This is a genomic window from Micromonospora chalcea (assembly GCF_028768405.1).
Taxonomy (GTDB): Bacteria; Actinomycetota; Actinomycetes; order Mycobacteriales; family Micromonosporaceae; genus Micromonospora; species Micromonospora chalcea.
The window spans coordinates 6,432,154-6,449,181 of record NZ_CP118233.1 but is presented as its reverse complement, the minus strand read 5'-3'; the positions used below and the strand labels follow the sequence as shown (position 1 = coordinate 6,449,181).

Below are 17,028 nucleotides of genomic sequence, written 5' to 3'. Positions count from 1 at the left end.
CCGGCGTCCCGGTCAGCCGGTCAGCGCCCGGACGTCCCACAGGTGCCCGCCGGGCACGTCCCGGCCGGGGCCGAGAAGGGCGTCCAGCGTGGCGCGTACCGGGTCGGCCGGCGTCGAGTCTGCCTGCACCAGCGCCGCCGCCCGCCAGTGCCGCAGGTCGGCCACCGCCTGCCGGCGTTCCGCGTCGCCGACCGGCGGCACCTGGCCGGTCTCGGCGGCCCGGCGCAGCAGCAGCGACGTGGGCCGGTCCGGCGCGCCCCAGCGGGCGGCCGGGTCGTCCGCCGAGCGCGGGCCGATGAAGTAGCCGCCCGGCGCGTCGAACGCCAGCGCGGTGCGCGCCGACCAGAACATGGCCGGGCTGACCGCCGCCCCGGTCACCGGCGGCACCGGCACCAGCGTGCGGCCCTGCGGCACGTACTCCTGCCAGCCGCCGCCGGACACGACGGCCGGGACCGGCGCGACCGGCACCGTGCGGATCGGGGTCGGCGTCAGCGGCAGCAGCGCGGCGGCGACCGCGCCGGCCCACGGCGCCCAGGCGCGCACGGCGCCGTGCCGGACCCGGTCGACTGCGAGCGCCAGCAGCACCCCGAGCACCGGTACGCACACCAGCGCGAAGCGCGCCGGCACCACCAGGTCCAGCAGCGGCGCCCCGGCGAGCAGGCGGTACGGGCCGGGCAGCCCGGTGTCGTCGCGGTTCACCACCACCGAGGCGCCGAGCGACAGCGCCGCGAACAGCAGGCCGCACGCGGCGAGCGCGCGTACCAGCGGCCGCCGCCACAGCCGTACCACGACGAGCAGCGCCAGCAGCGGCAGGAACGGGCCGAAGAACGAGTTCTGCTCGGTCGGGTTCGGCGACAGCAGCCCGGCCCGGTGGGCGTCCCCGGCGACGCTCTGCCGGGCGGAGGCGACGAACGAGACCAGGTCCAGCCGGTAGCCCCCGGTGTGGAACGGCATCCCCCGGTAGTGGCCCGGCCCGGCGAACTGGAACCACAGCGGGTACGCCAGCAGCACGCCCGCCACCAGCGCGCCGACGCCCAGCCGGCGGGCCACCACCGGCGCCAGGCGACGCGCGGCGGCCCGGTCGGCGAGCGCGTACGCCCCGGCGAACACCCCGGCGGCCAGCGCCAGGAAGACGAGCACCTCCTCGCCGAGGAACACCTGGTACGCGACGGCGAGCCCGAGCAGCACGCCGTCGCGGCGTACCCGGTCGGTGGCCGGGCGGAACACCAGCGCGAGGATCACCGGCACCAGGAACTGGGCGGCCATGTGCAGGTGCGCGCCGGCCTGCGCCACCATGCCCGGGGCGAAGCCGCAGACCAGGCCGCCCACCGCGGCGGCGGCCCGGGAGCGGACCAGCCGGCGGGCGAGCAGCGCGTACCAGGCGGTGGCGGTGCCGGCGAGGCTGATCGTCACGGCGACGAGGAACGCCGCCTGGGAGCCGAACGCGACGGTGACCGGGGTGAGCGGCACGCCCAGCCCGAGCACCGACGTGTTCGCCATCAGGTTCACCCCGTCCGGGGCGTTCAGCGCGGCGCTGTGCAGCGGGTTCTCGCCGCCGGTGACCGCGCGGGCGGCCCGGGCCAGCATCCACTCGAACAGGATCTGGTCGCCGGCCTGGTGGAACAGCCGTTCCGGGCGGCGCCACTGGTCGCTGGTGAGCAGCACCGCGAGCGCGAGGTAGCCGGCCACCACCAGCGCGTCGACCGGCCGGCGGCGGGGCGCGGGCGCGGGAGCGGGCTGCTCGGGTGCGGTCAGGCGGGCCGGCTGGTCAGTTTCCGCACGTCCCACAGCCACACGTCCAGCTCCTGCCGTCCGGGCCCGACCAGTTGCTCCACCGTGCGGCGCAGCGGCTCGGCGTTCTGCTCGGCCAGCGGCAGCACCACCACCGCCGCGTTCCAGTGCCGCAGCTCGTCCAGGTAGCGGCGGCGCTGCCGGTCGTCGAGCTTCGGCGTCCGGCCGGTGGACGACACCTCCCGCAGCATCTCGCCGATGCCGCTGGGCCGCCCGCCGAAGCGTCCCGGGTCTCCGGTGACGCCGTTGCGCGGGGCGAGGAAGTAGCCGCCGGGAATCTTGAAGTCGAGGTTGGTGCTGGCCGCCCAGCGCATCGGGTCGGTGTTGCCCATCGCCGGCACCGGCACGGACACGAGCGTCTGGTCCGGGCCGACGTACTGCCGCCACCGGTCGGCGGTGATGAACTTCGGCACCGGCTCCCGGGTGGTGACCCGCAACGGCATCGGCGCGATCGGCAGCAGCGCGAGGATCAGGCCGGCGGCGGTGAGCTTGCGGGCCGTCCGCCGGTCCACGCCCCGCAGCGCCCAGGCGCGGCGCACCGCGTACGCGAGCAGGATCGCCACCGTCACGCTGGTGATCAGGCCGAAGCGGGTGGGCACCACGGCGTCCAGCAGCGGCAGCCGCACCAGGAACTCCCACGGCCCGGTGACGAGTTCCCGGTCCCACCAGGAGATCCGCTCGCCGAGGGAGAGCACGGCGAAGAACAGCCCGGTCGCGGCCAGCGCCCGGACGATCACGTCGCGCCGCAGCCAGATCACGATGCCCACGGCAATCAGCGACAGGCTCCAGCCGAAGAACGCGTTCTCCTCCGAGTAGTTCGGGGCGAGGTTGACGTTGGCGCGCTCGTTGCCGCCGAACGTGGGCGAGCCGGGGGCGAAGTACGCGGCGATGTCGTTGCCGTAGTCGCGTACCGCGTCGCTGAGCCCGTGGTACGCCATCGGGCCGGCGAACTGCACATACAGCGGGTACGCCAGCAGCGCGCCGGCCAGCGCCGCGCAGACCGCCAGCCCGGCGCCGAGCGGACGCCACGCGGTCGTCCACCGCTCGCGCTGCTGCACCACCACGGCGATCAGGAACACGCCCAGCGCGAGCGCGGTGAAGAGCAGGATCTCCTCGTTGATGAACGCCTGCGCGGTGACCAGCAGCGCCAGCAGCACGCCGTCGCGCACCGGCCGGGTCGAGCGGGTCAGCACCAGCACCCGCCACACGATGAACGGCAGCAGGAACTGGCTGATGATGTTCGGATGCCAGTTGGCGTGCGACAGCATGGCCGGCGAGAACCCGCAGAACCAGGCCGCCACGGCGGCGGCCGGGCGGTGCCGGATCACGTGCCGGGACAGCACCCGGTACCAGGCGGCGGCGGTGCCGGCCAGGCCGAGCGTGACCAGCGTGACGAAGGAGACCGCCGGTCCGAACAGGAGGGTCACCGGCACCATCGGGATGCCGAGCGCCAGGATGGCGGTGTTCGCCATCAGGTTGACGCCGTCGGGGTAGTTGAACTGCTCGGTGAAGAACGGGAACTCGCCGTGCAGCACCACCCGTACCGAGTGGGCCAGGAAGAACTGCACCTGCGCCGGGTCGCTGCTGTAGAGCGCGGCCACCCGCCCGGCCGGGTCGGCCCAGATGCCGCTGGTCACCCAGATCGCGGCGAGCAGGAATCCGCCGTACACGATGAGGTCGATCCGGCGGCGGGTCCACCGCCACCGGCGCGCGCGCCGCGCGCCCGGCGTGGCCGGCGCCTCGGGCTCGGCCGGCGGTTGCGGAGGTGTCGTGGTCGCCGGCTCCGGCTCGGCGACGGTGACCGGTGGTGGATCAAGGGTGACGGAGCGGTGGCCCGTCGGGGCGGCGGCGTCCGGCGTCGAGGCGCCGCGGGTCTCGGCAGGCGTCACAATCGGCGGAGTCTACCGGAGCCGGATATTGATACCCGAATCGCCCGTCACGTTCCGCAGTGGTCACTCGACCGAAAGGGTGAGCCGGGCGCGGCCGGGTGGCGGGCCGTCTCGTACCATGTGGGCTTCCGACCGACGACCGGCGAGGGGATCAGGGTGCTTTCAGCCCGCCGAAGCGCTACGACGGGCACCGCGCTGGCAGCTCTGCTGCTGGTCACCGCGGGTTGCGGACCGATCGCGGACCGGAAGCCGGCGGATCTGCGGGTCGGCTACGACAGCCTGGACGGCAACCTCGCGGTGTGGCCGCCGCGCGGCAGCCTGGCCGGCGACGCGGCGGCGACCGCCGCGATCACCACAGCGGTACGCGAGTGGCGCTCCCCGGTGGACGACCGGGTACACGTGCCCACCTCCGGCATCCTCTTCTCCGGTCAGGTGGCCGGCTCCGCGCTGGCGCTGGTCGCCGCCGATGTGCCCGGTGACGCCGCCTCCTGGCTGCTGCAACTCGACCGGGACGGGCAGCGCTGGCGGGTGGCACACGCCACCGAGTACACCGATCCCGGCTACCTGGTCTACTCCGACGTGCTGCCGGTGCGCGACCCGGACGGCCGCCGCTACCTCACCTCGGCCCGCGTCGCACGCCTGCTCGGCCCCGACGGCAAGGCCGTCGCCAGCACCGACGGCGTCACCGAGCCGGTCGCCGTGCCGGACTGCCGGGCCGTCGAGCTGACCGCGGCGCTGCGGCCCACGACGTCACTGCCGCGCGGCAAGGCCGCCGACCGCGTCCTCGACCTGGGTACGGCCACCGAAGCGCCCCGCTACCCCCTGGTACGCGACGACACGGGCGCCGGGAAGCGCGCGCTGACCGGGCTGGACACCTGCGTGCTGGCCGGTGAGCGGGGCCCGTTCGGCAGTGTGCCGCGCCGCATCGGCGACCGGGACGCGCCCCGTTCCGCGCCGGAGTCCTGGCCGATGGCGAAGATCGCCACCCGTTCGCTCGGTTCGGTGGCGCTCGGCGACGGGGAGCCGGGCGAGTTGGAACAGTTGAGCTGGGACAGTCCCAGCGGGACGATGACCGCGGTGGTCTACCGGCCCGCGGACGGCGGCACGCCGGTGGTCTCCCCCGCCGACCGGTCCACCACGCTCCAGGCGTACCACCTGCCGATGCCCGGCCGGCCGCTGGCGGTGCTGAGCTGGCGTACGGGCGAGGTGTCGTTCTCCGCCCCGCCCGGCACCACCCGCCTGGTGGACCGTCCCGGCCTGGTGGTCGTCGAGCACACCGACCAGCGGCAGACGTTCAGCCTGGCCGGCACCGAGAAGACCTGGTACCGCTCCCTCCCCACCCCGTAACCCCGCCGTTGTCCCGCCCCGCCGCCCACCCCGTCGATCATGAACTTGACGGCGACAAACCGGACACCAATCCCCGCCAACCTCATGATCACCCGACTGGCTCGGTGATCAAGGAGTTTGTGTCGTCCGGGAGGCTCTCCACGCACCCAAACTCCTTGGTCAACAGGGCAGGCCAGGGCGGGGCCAGGGCTGGAGGGACTCGGCGATCTTGCAGTGAGGGCCCCGCCGATCAGGGCAAAACCGGCAACCTCGGGGTCGGAAGTGTTAGATCGACGGGTTCAGGGCGGGCTGAGGTGAGGGTGAGGGCTAAGCGACGGGCTAAGGGTGGGTCAGCTGCATGCCTACGTAGGGGGTTCGGGCCGGGCCGGGGCGGGAGGTGCCGTCGGGGCGCCAACCGTGGCGCGTGTAGAACGCGCGGGCCCGGGTGTTGCGCTCCCACACCTCCAGGACGCCCAGCGCCAACCCCTCGTCCGCCAGGTGACGCACGAACAGCGCGTGCAGCGCGCCACCGACGCCTCGGCCCCAGAGTCCCGGATCGACGTGGATCTGGTAGAGCTGCGCGGTCGTCCGCGGATCCAGGTCGGACGAGTGCGGCGGACCCATGGCCAGCACCCCGGCCAGGACACCGTCCACGATGGCGACTCGCACCTGCTTGCGCGCCGAGGTGATTGCCGCCGCCCAGCCCTCCCGCTGCTCCCGAGCCAGCTCCGGAGTGAGGATCTCCTCGGTCGGCAACCCACCGGCCCCGTAGTAGGCGACCCGCGCCCGGCTGTGCAACTCGACGATCCCCGAAAGATCCCCGAGCCCGGCCTCCCGAATCTCCACCGCCCCTCCCTCGACACAAGACATCCAGCGATCTTGCGGTTGCGGCCCTCCCTTATCGGGCGAAGCCGACATCAGGAGGGCCGCAAGTGCAAGATCGACGCGCAGACCGGGCGGCGGGCAGGAGAGCGGGGTCAGCTCTGGGCTCGGGCTCCGTTCGCGGCCGGGTCGACCGGGGTGGCGTCCAGGCTGGAGATCCAGCCGGTGACGTCGCGTGCCACGTCCTGCGCGGTCAGCCGCAGGTCGGCCAGGATCTGCGCGCGGCTGCCGTGCGGGTGCCAGTCGGCCGGTACGCCCATGTCCTTCACCGGTACGCGGACGTCCGCGTCGCGCATCGCCTGCGCCAGCGCGGAGCCGACGCCGCCGATGCGTACGCCGTCCTCCACGGTGACCACGAGCCGGTGCGCGGACGCCAGCTCGACCAGTTCGGCCGGCACCGGGCGCACCCAGCGCGGGTCGACCACAGTCACGCCGTACCCCTGCTCGGCGACCCGGGCGGCGACCTCGACACCGAGGCCGGCGAACGAGCCGACCGCCACCAGCAGCACGTCGGTACGCGCCGACTCGGCCAGCACGTCGACCGGGCCGACCCGGCGTACGGCCGGCAGGTCGGCGGCGACGGTGCCGGTCGGGAAGCGCAGGATGGTCGGGCCGTCGTCCACGGCGATCGCCTCGCGCAGCTCCTCACGCAGCGTGGCCGAGTCACGGGGCGCGGCGATCCGCAGGCCGGGCACCACGCCGAAGACCGACATGTCCCAGATGCCGTAGTGGCTGGGCCCGTCCGGGCCGGTGATGCCGGCGCGGTCCAGCACGAACGTGACGGGCAGCTTGTGCATCGCCACGTCCAGCAGGACCTGGTCGAACGCGCGGTTGAGGAACGTGGCGTAGACCGCCACCACCGGATGCAACCCGCCCATGGCGAGGCCGGCGGCGGAGGTGGCGGCGTGCTGCTCGGCGATGCCCACGTCGTAGACCCGCTCCGGGTACTTGCGGGCGAGCGTGGCGATGCCGGTGGGCTCGGCCATGGCGGCGGTGATGCCGACCACGTCGGGCCGCTCGTCGGCGATCGCGACCAGCTCGTCGGCGAAGACGTTGGTCCACTTCACCGACGGCACGGCGAGCAGCTTGCCGGTCTCGGCGTCGAACGCGCCGGGGCCGTGCAGGCAGTCGGCCTCGTCGTCCTCGGCGGGACGGTAGCCGTAGCCCTTGCGGGTGACCGCGTGCACGATCACCGGGCCGCCGAAGTTCTTGGCCGCGCGCAGCGCCGCCTCGACGGCCGGCACGTCGTGGCCGTCGACCGGGCCGACGTACTTGATGCCGAGGTCCTCGAACATGGCCTGCGGGGCGACCGCGTCCTTGATGCCCTTCTTGACCGCGTGCAGCACCTCGTACATCGGCTTGCCGACGAACGGGGTGTTGCCCAGCGCGTCCTTGACCGTGTCGAGCACCTTCTCGTAGCCGGGGTTGAGCCGCAGCGACGACAGGTGGTCGGCGAGGCCACCGATGGTCGGCGAGTAGGACCGGCCGTTGTCGTTCACGACGATCACCAGCGGGTTGCCGGCGGTGGCGATGTTGTTCAGCGCCTCCCAGCACATGCCGCCGGTGAGCGCGCCGTCGCCGACCACGGCGACCACGGAGCGCTTCTCGCCGCGCAGCGCGTACGCCTTGGCGAGGCCGTCGGCGTACGACAGGGCGGTGGAGGCGTGCGAGTTCTCGATCAGGTCGTGCTCGCTCTCCGCCTGGCTGGGGTAGCCGGAGAGGCCACCGCGCTGGCGGAGCTTGTCGAAGCCCTCCTGCCGGCCGGTGAGGATCTTGTGTACGTACGCCTGGTGGCCGGTGTCGAAGAGGAGCCGGTCGCGGGGGGAGTCGAAGACCCGGTGCATCGCCAGGGTCAGCTCGACCACACCCAGGTTGGGGCCGACGTGGCCGCCGGTGCGGGAGACCTTGGCGATCAGGAAGTCACGGATCTCGGCGGCGAGGATGTCCAGCTGCTCGGCGGTCATCCGCTTCACGTCCTGCGGGCCGCGGACGGTGCCCAGCAGCCGACCGTGGTTGGCCGTGCCCTCTTCAACACTCATGACCGGAGAGTCTATCGGCCGCGCGACAGTCCGCAGCCCGGCCGTGCATCGACCCAGGTCAGGCGTCGACCACCAGCCGCCGGGGCGCGGGTGGGCGCGGCGCGGCGGCGGACGGGCCGGCCGGCGTCCAGGAGCCGAGCACGGTGGCCCGGGAAGCGCCGGTCACCGACGGCACCGCGCCCGGCAGGCCGTGCCAGGACAGCCAGCCGAGCAGCGCGAACGCGTACGCCTCCTTGGCCTGGGCGGGTACGCCCAGCTCGTCGGTGGTGCGCAGCCGCCAGCGTCCCACGCCCAGCGCGGCCAGCCGCGCCCGGAGTGTGGGATTGCGCACTCCCCCGCCGGCGGCCACCACCTCGGTGACCCGGTGCCGGTCGCAGGCGTCGGCCACCGTGCGGGCGGTCAGCTCGGTGAGCGTGGCCAGCACGTCGTCGGCGGCCACCGGCTCGCCGAGCGCGGCCAGCGCCGCGTCCAGGTAGGCGCCGTGGAACAGCTCCTTGCCTGTCGACTTGGGCGGCGGCGCGGCGTAGTACGGCTCGGCGAGCAGCCGGGCCAGCAGCGCCTCGTGCACCCGCCCGGCCGCGGCCCGCGCTCCGTCGACGTCGCAGGGCCGGTCCAGGAAGCGCCGGGCGGCGGCGTCCAGCAGCGCGTTGGCCGGGCCCACGTCGTACCCGAGGACGGGCGCGCCGGGCGCGACCACGGTGAGGTTCGCGATCCCGCCGAGATTCAACGCCGCACGTGGGCCGGCAGCCGGGTCGAGCAGCAGCGCGTCGAACGCCGGGACCAGCGGCGCGCCCTGGCCGCCGGCCGCCACGTCCGCCGAGCGCAGGTCGTGCAGCACGGGTACGCCCACCCGGGCGGCCACCCGGGCCGGCGCGCCGAGCTGGAGCGTGCCGCGCACCCGGCCCGCCTCGACCCAGTGGAAGACCGTCTGCCCGGGCGACACGACCGCGTCGGCAGCGCCCCCGGCCAGCTCGACGCCGGCCGCCGCCGCCTCGGCGAACACCTCGCCGAGGCGGTTGTCCAGCCGGCAGACCGCCTCGATGGTGGTGGCCGCCGGGGGCAGCAGCGCGCCGATCTCGGCCCGCAGGTCGTCCGGGTACGCCAGCTCGCGGTGTCCGAGCGGCCGCAGCCGCAGCGTGTCGCCGTCGGCGGTGAACTCGGCGGCCACCACGTCCACGCCGTCGTAGGACGTGCCCGACATCAGCCCGACGATGCGCAAGGAAGGGCCCCTTCTTAACGGATCCGGTAGTAAAAGGGCCCCTTCTTAACGCGCGGGGCCGGGGCCGTGCGCGGGCAGGAACAGGCCGACCAGCTCCACGTGCTGGGTCATCGGGAACAGGTCGTACCCGCGCAACTCGGCCAGCCGCCACCCCGCCTCGCGGAACGTGCGGACGTCCCGGGCGAAGGCGGCCGGGTCGCACGCCACGTACGCGACCGCGCGCGGCCCGGCGGCCACCACGTCGCGGACCACCGGCGCGCCCGCGCCGGAGCGCGGCGGGTCGAGCACCACCAGGTCGACCGGGCCGGTGATCCGGCGCCGGGCCAGCGCGGTCTCCACCCGCGCCGCGACCACCTCGACGCCGCGCAGGTCGGCGAGGTTCTCCCGGGCCGCGGCCACGCCGTCCGGCGCGGACTCGACGAGCGTCACCCGGGCCCCGTCGACCCGTTCGGCGAGCGCGGCGGCGAACAGCCCGGCGCCGCCGTACAGGTCCCAGGCCGTCTCGCCCGGTTGCGGGTCGAGCAGGTCGAGCACCGCGCCGGTCAGCGCGTCCGCCGCCGCCGGGTGCACCTGCCAGAACCCGGAGGCGGGCAGCGTGAAGGACCGCCCGGCCGCCGTCTCCCGGACCCGCTCCGGCCCGCTCACCGCCGTCGGAACCCCCTCGGCGTACGCGACCACGGCGACGTCCCCGCCGGTGCTGGCGACGGTCTCCACCGCGTCGGCGTCGGGCCAGCGGGCGCCGGTCGGCGGGAGCACCGGCAGTTCCTGGATCGCCGGGTGCGCGATCAGGCACCGCTCGATCGGCACCACCTCGTGCGAGCGGTGCTTGAGCAGCCCGGCCCGCCCGGCCGCGTCGACCGCGTACCGGACCCGGGAACGCCAGCCCAGCGGCCCGCCGGGCAGCGCCTCGACGCGTACGCCGAGCGCGTCGATCTGCGCGGTGGTGAGGCCGCCCAGCCGGGTGAGCTGCTCGCGCACCACGGCGAGCTTCCAGTCGAGCTGGGCGGCCGGGGCGACGTGCTGGAGGTCGCAACCGCCGCACCCGCCCGGCCGGGCGTACGGGCACGGCGGGGTGACCCGGTCCGGTGCGGCGTCCAGGATCTCCACCGCGTCGGCGCGGGCGAAGCCCCGGTGCAGCTCGGTCACCTCGGCGATCACCCGCTCGCCGGGCAGCGCGTGCCGGACGAAGACCACCTGCCCGCCGACGCGGGCCACGCAGTGCCCGCCCGGCGCGACCGCGTCGACTGTCAGCTCGACCCGCTCGGCCTCCTCCAGCCCGGGGCGTTCCGCCGTCGGCACCGGACCGGGACGCTCGTCGGCGCTCACGGCCGTTCCTCCCGCTCGGCGGAGGGCGCGGACGGGGTGGACGGGGTGGACGCCACCGGCGGCGGCAGTGTGCTCTGCGGCGCCACCCGGGGGCCGCGCGCCGGACCCCGGCTGAGCGTGGCGTCCAGGCGGTCCAGGTTCTTGCTGGCGGTGGAGGCGAGCTGCCAGGGCACGCTGGTCACCATCACGCCCGGCTCGAACAGCAGCCGCCCCTTGAGCCGCAGCGCGCTCTGGTTGTGCAACAGGTTCTCCCACCAGCGCCCCACCACGTACTCGGGAATGAAGACGGTGACCACGTCGCGCGGCGACTCCCGGCGCACCGACGCGACGAAGTTGAGGATCGGCCGGGTGATCTCCCGGTACGGGGAGTCGATCACGGTGAGCGGCACCGGCAGCTCGCGGCGCTCCCAGTCGGCCTGCAGTTCCCGGGTGTCCTGCTCGTCCACGTTCACGGTGACCGCGGTGAGCGTGTCCGGCCGGGTCGCCCGCGCGTACGCGACCGCCCGCAGCGTCGGCTTGTGCAGCTTGCTGACCAGCACGATGGCGTGGTTGCGGGCGGGCAGCACGCCCCGCTGCTCGGTCGGCTCCAGCTCCTCCGCGACCCGGTCGTAGTGCCGGCGGATGCCGAGCATCACCACGTACATCACCGCCATCGCGACGATCGCGATCCACGCCCCGAGCAGGAACTTCGTGGCCAGCACGATGACCAGCACCACGCCGGTCATCACCATGCCGAACGTGTTGATCGCCCGGGAGCGCAGCATCCGGCGGCGCGCCTCCGGGTCCCGCTCGTTGCGAAGGTGCCGGTTCCAGTGCCGGATCATGCCGGCCTGGGAGAGCGTGAACGAGACGAACACCCCGACGATGTAGAGCTGGATGAGCTTGGTCACCTCGGCCTGGAAGCCGATGATCAGCACCACCGCGAAGACGGCCAGGAAGAGGATGCCGTTGGAGAACGCCAGCCGGTCGCCTCGGGTGTGCAGCTGGCGCGGCAGGTAGCGGTCCTGCGCGAGGATCGAGCCGAGCACCGGGAAGCCGTTGAAGGCGGTGTTGGCGGCCAGGAACAGGATCAGCGCGGTCATCCCGGCGACCACGTAGAGCAGCACCGAGCCGCCGCCGAACACGGTCTCCCCGAGCTGCACGGTCACCGTCTTCTGCACGTAGTCGACCGGGCCGGAGACGATCTGCGTCCTCGGGTCCTCGACGAACTGCAGGCCGGTGAGCCGGGACAGCCAGATGATGCCGACCAGCATGGTGACCGCGATGCCGCCGAGCAACAGCAGCGTGGTCGCCGCGTTCTTCGACTTCGGGGCCTTGAAGGCGGGTACGCCGTTGGAGATCGCCTCCACGCCGGTGAGCGCCGCGCAGCCCGACGAGAACGTGCGCAGCAGCAGGAACACCAGCGCGAACCCGGTGACGCTGTGCTCGGCCTGGATCTCCAGGCCGGCGCTCGGCGCGCGCAGGTCGTCGCCGAGCACGAAGACGCGGACCAGCCCCGTCAGCAGCATGCCGCCGATGACGATCACGAAGCCGTACGTGGGGATGGCGAAGGCGGTGCCGGACTCGCGCAGGCCGCGCAGGTTGATCGCGGTGAGCAGCACCACCGCGCTGACCGCGATGAGCACCTTGTGGGTGGCCACGAACGGCACCACCGAGCCGAGGTTCGCCACGCCGGAGGAGACCGAGACGGCGACGGTGAGCACGTAGTCGACGAGCAGCGCGCTCGCCACCGCCAGGCCGGCCTTGGGACCGAGGTTGACCGTCGCGACCTCGTAGTCGCCGCCGCCGGAGGGGTAGGCGTGCACGTTCTGCCGGTAGCTCGCCACCACGGTGAGCATGACCACGACGACCGCGAGCGCGACCCACGGCGAGAAGAAGAACGCCGAGGCGCCGGCGATGGACAGCGTCAGGAGGATCTCGTCCGGCGCGTACGCCACGCTGGAGAGCGCGTCGGAGGCGAAGACCGGCAACGCGATGCGCTTCGGCAGCAGCGTGTGCTGCAGGCGGTCGGACCGGAACGGTCGACCGAGGAGGAGTCGCTTCAGCAGCGAGGTGGGTCGGGCCACAACCGCCAAGCGTACGACCACCGGATCCGGGGCGCAGGGGTGGTCGATCTCCCCCGCGTGCGTCCGCGCGGTACGGTTCGGTCCCCCGTCCGGCAGGGGGACGTGGCAGGCTCGCAGGCGACGGGTCGGCGGGCGGCGCCGTGGGAGGAGCGGACACCGTGCATGTGGTGATCATGGGCTGCGGCCGGGTCGGGTCGACCCTGGCCCACAGCCTGGAGTCGCGCGGCCACTCGGTGGCGGTGATCGACCAGGACGCGGACGCGTTCCGCCGTCTCGGGCCGGACTTCGCCGGCATCACCGTGACCGGCGCGGGCTTCGACGGCGAGGTGCTGCGCCAGGCCGGCATCGAGCGGGCCGACGCGTTCGCGGCGGTCTCCAGCGGTGACAACTCCAACATCATCTCGGCCCGGCTGGCGCGGGAGACGTTCGGCGTGTCCCGGGTCGCGGCCCGCATCTACGACCAGCGCCGGGCGCAGGTCTACGAGCGGCTGGGCATCCCCACCGTGGCAACCGTCCGGTGGACGGCCGACCGGATGCTGCGCCACCTGGTCCCCGAGGGCAACGTGGAGATCTTCCGCGACCCGACCAGCACCGTGTCGATCATGGAGGTGCCGGTGCACAAGGACTGGATCGGCCGGCCGCTGCGGCAGCTGGAGCAGGCCGCCGGCGCCCGGGTGGCCTACCTGAACCGGTTCGGCATCGGCACCCTGCCCACCGCCTCCACCGTGGTGCAGGAGGGCGACCAGGTCTTCATGCTGGTGACCGACGACATCAACGGCCCGGTCACGTCGGTGGCGGCGGCGCCGCCGGAAGGGGGGCACTGAGCCATGCGGATCGCCATCGCCGGCGCCGGCAACGTGGGCCGCTCGATCGCCCAGGAGCTGATCGACAACGGCCACCAGGTGATGCTGATCGAGCGGCAGCCGAAGATGCTGCGGCCCGACCGGGTGCCCGCCGCCGACTGGGTGCTCGCCGACGCGTGCGAGCTGGCCAGCCTGGAGGAGGCCGACGTGGCCGGGTGCGACGTGGTCGTCGCGGCCACCGGCGACGACAAGGTCAACCTCGTGGTGTCGCTGCTGGCCAAGACCGAGTTCGCGGTGCCCCGCGTGGTGGCCCGGGTGAACCGGGCGGAGAACGAGTGGCTGTTCACCGAGCAGTGGGGCGTCGACGTCGCGGTCAGCAAGCCGCGCGTGATGGCGGCGCTGGTCGAGGAGGCGGTCACCGTCGGCGACCTGGTCCGGCTGATGACGTTCCGGCAGGGCGAGGCGAACCTGGTCGAGATCACCCTGCCGCCGACCGCGCCCTACGTGGGACAGGCGATCCACGCGGTGCCGATCCCCCGGGACGCGGCGCTGGTGGCGATCGTGCGCGGCAAGCGGGTGCTGGTGCCCACCCCGGACGACCCGATCGAGGCCGGCGACGAGCTGGTGTTCGTCTGCACCGCCGCGGTGGAGGACGACGTACGCGCGGTGATCCTCGGCCCGGCCAGCGCGGACCGCCACCGTTCCTGAAGCGGCCTTAGGCGCCCGGCAGCGGGGTGGGCGCGCCCTCCCGGGTGACCCGGCGCACCACCCAAACGGTGATCAGCAGCAGCAGCGCGTACGGCGGGTAGCCCAGCGCGAGCCGGGCCACGCCAAGCGCGGTGTCCTGGTGGGCCAGGTAGAGCCCGGCCTGTACGCCGACCTTGGCCAGCCACACCACGCCCCACAGCACGGTGAGCTGGGTGAAGGTGCGGACCAGCTTGGGGTCGTCACGCCACTCGGAGCGGCCCTTGGCGACCAGCACCGACCAGATCCAGCCGACCAGCGGCTGCCGGATCGCGGCCGAGAGCAGCAGCGCCAGGCCGTAGCCGATGCCGTAGAGGATGCCGGGCAGGTAGAAGTCGCGCTCGTCGCCGGTACGCAGGGCCAGCAGCGCGCCGATGCCGACGCCGAACAGGCCGTTCACCGCGTGCCGCACCGGCTTGCGCTGGGCCAGCCGCAGGCCGGCGATCAGCAGCGCCACCGCCACCGAGGCGTACACGGCGGGGCGCAGCTCGCCGATCACGTTGGCGACCACGAAGACCACCACCGGGATGCTCGACTCGACCAGCCCGCGCCATCCGCCGAGCTGGTCGGCCATCTGCTCGGCGAGGCTGGGCAGCCGCTCCTCGTCCTGCGGGCCGAGACCCGACGGGGTGTGCTGCTGTCCGGTCGTCACTTCGGCGACTCCAGCTCGTAGTACGGGTTGTAGATCACCTTGCGGTCGTCACGCACCGCCACCCGGCCGCGCGCGGTCAGGTGCCGGCCCGGCTCGATCCCGGCGATGTGCCGACGGCCCAGCCAGACCAGCGTGACGACGTCGGTGCCGTCGTAGAGGTCCGCCTCCAGCGTGGGCAGGTTCGTGCGCGGCGTGTAGACGACGGTGCGCAGCCGCCCGGCCACCGACACCACCTGGCCCCTGTTGCACTGGCGGGCCGGCGTGCCGCCGGACTCGGCGCTCTCCCGGCGCAGCTCCTGCGCCTCGATCTCGGCCTCGCTGGCGGTGAGCCGGTGCAGGAGCCGCCGCAGCGACCCCCGGCTCTCGTCGGTCGTCATGACCTCCGCGTCACCCTCTCCACAGCGGGGCCCCGCTGGTGGCGGAACCGTCCCGCCAGAGTACGCCGACACGGCCCGCCGGCGGGAGCGCCGTGGTACGCGTACCGCCGCCCGGGACGCCGGCACGCCGCGGGCCCGGCGCCGTTCGACGCCGGGCCCGGGCACGTGTGGATCAGACCTCCTGCTGCTCGGCGGCGGCCTGCTGCTCGGCGACCTCGCGGGGCAGCCGCAGCGGCAGCGGCTCGCGCACCGGCTTGGCCTCCTGCCCGCGGTCGACCACCAGGCCGTCCAGGCAGGCCGTCAGCGGCCCGGCGGTGGCCGCCTCGGTGGCCGCGAGGCCCTGGAAGACGCCGCGCACCATCCAGCGCGGGCCGTCGATGCCGACGAAGCGCAGGTCGGTCGGGCCGTCCGGGGTACGCACCCGGGCGCGCAGCTCGGGACCGCGCTCCCCGTCGACCTCCTGGACGGTGGCGCCGTCGGCGACGAGCGACTGGCGGATCTCCTCGCGCACCTCGTCCCAGATGCCCTCGGAGCGGGGCGCGGCGAAGACGCCGAGCTGCAGCGCGCTCTGCCCGTGCACCAGCACCACCTGCTGGATCACGCCCTGCGGGTCGGCCTGGACGCGCACCTCCACGTCCGGCACCGCCGGGATCTGGAGGCTGCCCAGGTCGAGCCGGGGCGCGTCGGGGGCCTCGCTGACGTCGTACGGCCCGCGGTCCGGCGCCGACGGGGTCTCCTCGGCGTCGAGGACCCCATTGTCACGCGCCTCGTCGGCCCGCTTCCGGGAGAAGATCACTGCGCCCACCCTCCGCTGTTCGCACTCACCCTGCCACCTCTTCGCTCTGCCCGCCGGACGGCGCCGGGACCAGGCCGGCGTGCCCACCGGTGGACCCGTGCCCGCCCGTGCCACGCCGGGACGCGGGCAGCTCGGCCACCGGCCGGAACTCGGCCCGGGCGACCCGCTGGACCACCAGTTGCGCGATGCGGTCGCCCCGGCTGATCTTGGCTGGCGTGTCCCGATCGTGGTTGATCAGGTTGACCAGGATCTCACCCCGGTAGCCGGCGTCGACCGTACCGGGCGCGTTGAGCACCGTCACGCCGAGCCTCGCCGCCAGACCGGATCGGGGGTGGACCAGCCCGACGTACCCGTCGGGCAGCGCCACCGACACGCCGGTGGGCACCAGGGCCCGGCCGCCGGGGGGCAGCTCGACGTCCGCGGCGGCCACCAGGTCCGCGCCGGCGTCACCGGGATGGGCGTACGCCGGCAGCGGCAGCTCCGGGTCGAGCAGCCGCACGGGCACGGGTACGACGTCTGTCACGGTCATCCTCTTCCGTCCGGTCCTGCGGGGGTGCCCTGTCATCCTGCCGGTTGCCGGGCCCGCGACGCGCCGTACCCTCGTCAGTGTGCGTCAGTCGTCATCTCCGGCCGCGCCGCCGGCCACCGCCGCGCCGTACGCGGAGCGCCTCGGCCTGCCCTGGTGGGCCTGGCCGCTCGGGCTGGCCGCGGCCGCGCTGCTCGCGGTCGAACTGTGGATGGGCGCGACCGGCGTCCGCGCCTGGCTGCCGTTCGTGCTGCTGATCCCCGCCGCGGTGGCCGCCCTGTGGTGGCTGGGCCGGATCCGGGTCGAGGTGCGCGACGGCGAGCTGCGGGTGGACGACGCCCACCTCCCGGTGCGGTACGTCGCGGACGTGGTGCCGCTGGACGCTGCCGGCCGGCGCGAGGTGCTCGGCGTCGGCTCCGACCCGCTGGCCTTCGTGGTGCAGCGTCCGTGGATCGACGGCGCCGTGCAGGTGGTGCTGGACGACCCGGAGGACCCGACCCCGTTCTGGGTGGTCAGCACCCGGCACCCGGTCCAGCTGGCGGCCGCCGTCCTGGCCGCCCGCGACGCGGCCTGATCCGACGCCGCCCCGAGG

The 17,028-nt window shown here is 74.2% G+C and carries 15 protein-coding genes; 4 read left to right on the top strand and 11 right to left on the bottom strand.

The features are described 5' to 3' along the window. Positions 1-12: 12 nt before the first annotated feature. Together PVK74_RS29275 and PVK74_RS29270 are read right to left on the bottom strand one after the other, a co-directional pair. A complete protein-coding gene (locus tag PVK74_RS29275) occupies positions 13-1,794 on the bottom strand; it encodes a DUF6311 domain-containing protein (RefSeq protein WP_274477664.1) in 1,782 nt (593 codons plus the stop codon). After that, positions 1,752-3,680, bottom strand: a complete 1,929-nt coding sequence (locus tag PVK74_RS29270) for a DUF6311 domain-containing protein (protein ID WP_274477663.1) — start codon at positions 3,678-3,680, stop codon at positions 1,752-1,754. The genes PVK74_RS29275 and PVK74_RS29270 overlap by 43 nt, the downstream gene beginning before the upstream one ends. 156 nt (positions 3,681-3,836) lie before the next feature. Between PVK74_RS29270 and PVK74_RS29265 the strand changes: the two genes are divergently transcribed. Then, the gene (locus tag PVK74_RS29265; protein WP_043330528.1) at positions 3,837-5,027 is read left to right on the top strand and encodes a hypothetical protein; all 1,191 of its coding nucleotides are present in this window, start codon (positions 3,837-3,839) and stop codon (positions 5,025-5,027) included. A gap of 318 nt (positions 5,028-5,345) precedes the next feature. Here the strand turns inward: PVK74_RS29265 and PVK74_RS29260 are convergent, their stop codons facing one another. From PVK74_RS29260 to PVK74_RS29240, 5 genes are all read right to left on the bottom strand, one after another. Further along, on the bottom strand, positions 5,346-5,852 hold the full coding sequence (locus PVK74_RS29260; RefSeq protein WP_223201199.1) for a GNAT family N-acetyltransferase: 507 nt from the start codon (positions 5,850-5,852) through the stop codon (positions 5,346-5,348). Between the two features lie 131 nt (positions 5,853-5,983). Then, complete coding sequence (gene dxs / locus PVK74_RS29255) at positions 5,984-7,927, bottom strand: 1-deoxy-D-xylulose-5-phosphate synthase (protein WP_064447144.1); 1,944 nt, start codon at positions 7,925-7,927, stop codon at positions 5,984-5,986. 58 nt (positions 7,928-7,985) lie between these two features. Next, on the bottom strand, positions 7,986-9,128 hold the full coding sequence (locus PVK74_RS29250; RefSeq protein WP_274477662.1) for an anhydro-N-acetylmuramic acid kinase: 1,143 nt from the start codon (positions 9,126-9,128) through the stop codon (positions 7,986-7,988). Positions 9,129-9,191: 63 nt separating this feature from the next. Further along, positions 9,192-10,472 (bottom strand): class I SAM-dependent RNA methyltransferase, encoded by a 1,281-nt coding sequence (locus tag PVK74_RS29245; protein ID WP_208635271.1) that lies wholly within the window; start codon positions 10,470-10,472, stop codon positions 9,192-9,194. Continuing rightward, positions 10,469-12,538 carry an APC family permease gene (locus PVK74_RS29240; protein ID WP_069089370.1) on the bottom strand — a complete coding sequence of 690 codons (2,070 nt, stop codon included), beginning with the start codon at positions 12,536-12,538 and terminating at the stop codon, positions 10,469-10,471. Before PVK74_RS29240 ends, PVK74_RS29245 begins: the two co-directional genes overlap by 4 nt. 158 nt (positions 12,539-12,696) lie before the next feature. Here PVK74_RS29240 and PVK74_RS29235 point away from each other — a divergent pair, with 158 nt between their 5' ends. Next, positions 12,697-13,362, top strand: coding sequence for a potassium channel family protein (locus PVK74_RS29235; protein WP_043325668.1), 666 nt, complete (start codon positions 12,697-12,699; stop codon positions 13,360-13,362). A gap of 3 nt (positions 13,363-13,365) precedes the next feature. Next, positions 13,366-14,049, top strand: a complete 684-nt coding sequence (locus PVK74_RS29230) for a potassium channel family protein (protein ID WP_043325670.1) — start codon at positions 13,366-13,368, stop codon at positions 14,047-14,049. A 7-nt stretch (positions 14,050-14,056) separates the two neighbouring features. Here the strand turns inward: PVK74_RS29230 and PVK74_RS29225 are convergent, their stop codons facing one another. The 4 genes from PVK74_RS29225 to dut all read right to left on the bottom strand — a co-directional run bounded on the left by PVK74_RS29225 (position 14,057) and on the right by dut (position 16,433). Next, positions 14,057-14,737: a DUF3159 domain-containing protein gene (locus tag PVK74_RS29225; RefSeq protein ID WP_069089369.1), complete on the bottom strand. Its 681-nt coding sequence runs from the start codon at positions 14,735-14,737 to the stop codon at positions 14,057-14,059. Further along, the gene (locus PVK74_RS29220) at positions 14,734-15,114 is read right to left on the bottom strand and encodes an OB-fold nucleic acid binding domain-containing protein (protein WP_043325675.1); all 381 of its coding nucleotides are present in this window, start codon (positions 15,112-15,114) and stop codon (positions 14,734-14,736) included. The genes PVK74_RS29225 and PVK74_RS29220 overlap by 4 nt, the downstream gene beginning before the upstream one ends. Positions 15,115-15,286: 172 nt before the next feature. After that, on the bottom strand, positions 15,287-15,910 hold the full coding sequence (locus PVK74_RS29215; protein WP_043325677.1) for a DUF3710 domain-containing protein: 624 nt from the start codon (positions 15,908-15,910) through the stop codon (positions 15,287-15,289). Positions 15,911-15,935: 25 nt separating this feature from the next. Further along, on the bottom strand, positions 15,936-16,433 hold the full coding sequence (dut, locus tag PVK74_RS29210) for a dUTP diphosphatase (protein ID WP_030502984.1): 498 nt from the start codon (positions 16,431-16,433) through the stop codon (positions 15,936-15,938). Positions 16,434-16,518: 85 nt separating this feature from the next. Between dut and PVK74_RS29205 the strand changes: the two genes are divergently transcribed. Next, the gene (locus PVK74_RS29205; RefSeq protein WP_064447141.1) at positions 16,519-17,010 is read left to right on the top strand and encodes a DUF3093 domain-containing protein; all 492 of its coding nucleotides are present in this window, start codon (positions 16,519-16,521) and stop codon (positions 17,008-17,010) included. The last annotated feature ends 18 nt before the right edge of the window (positions 17,011-17,028 follow it).

Excerpts from the sequence above, each read along its gene's own strand:
- dxs (WP_064447144.1), bottom strand. The coding sequence starts at position 7,927 with ATGAGTGTTGAAGAGGGCACGGCCAACCACGGTCGGCTGCTGGGCACC.
- PVK74_RS29250 (WP_274477662.1), bottom strand. The coding sequence starts at position 9,128 with ATGTCGGGCACGTCCTACGACGGCGTGGACGTGGTGGCCGCCGAGTTC.
- PVK74_RS29230 (WP_043325670.1), top strand. The coding sequence starts at position 13,366 with ATGCGGATCGCCATCGCCGGCGCCGGCAACGTGGGCCGCTCGATCGCC.
- PVK74_RS29220 (WP_043325675.1), bottom strand. The coding sequence starts at position 15,114 with ATGACGACCGACGAGAGCCGGGGGTCGCTGCGGCGGCTCCTGCACCGG.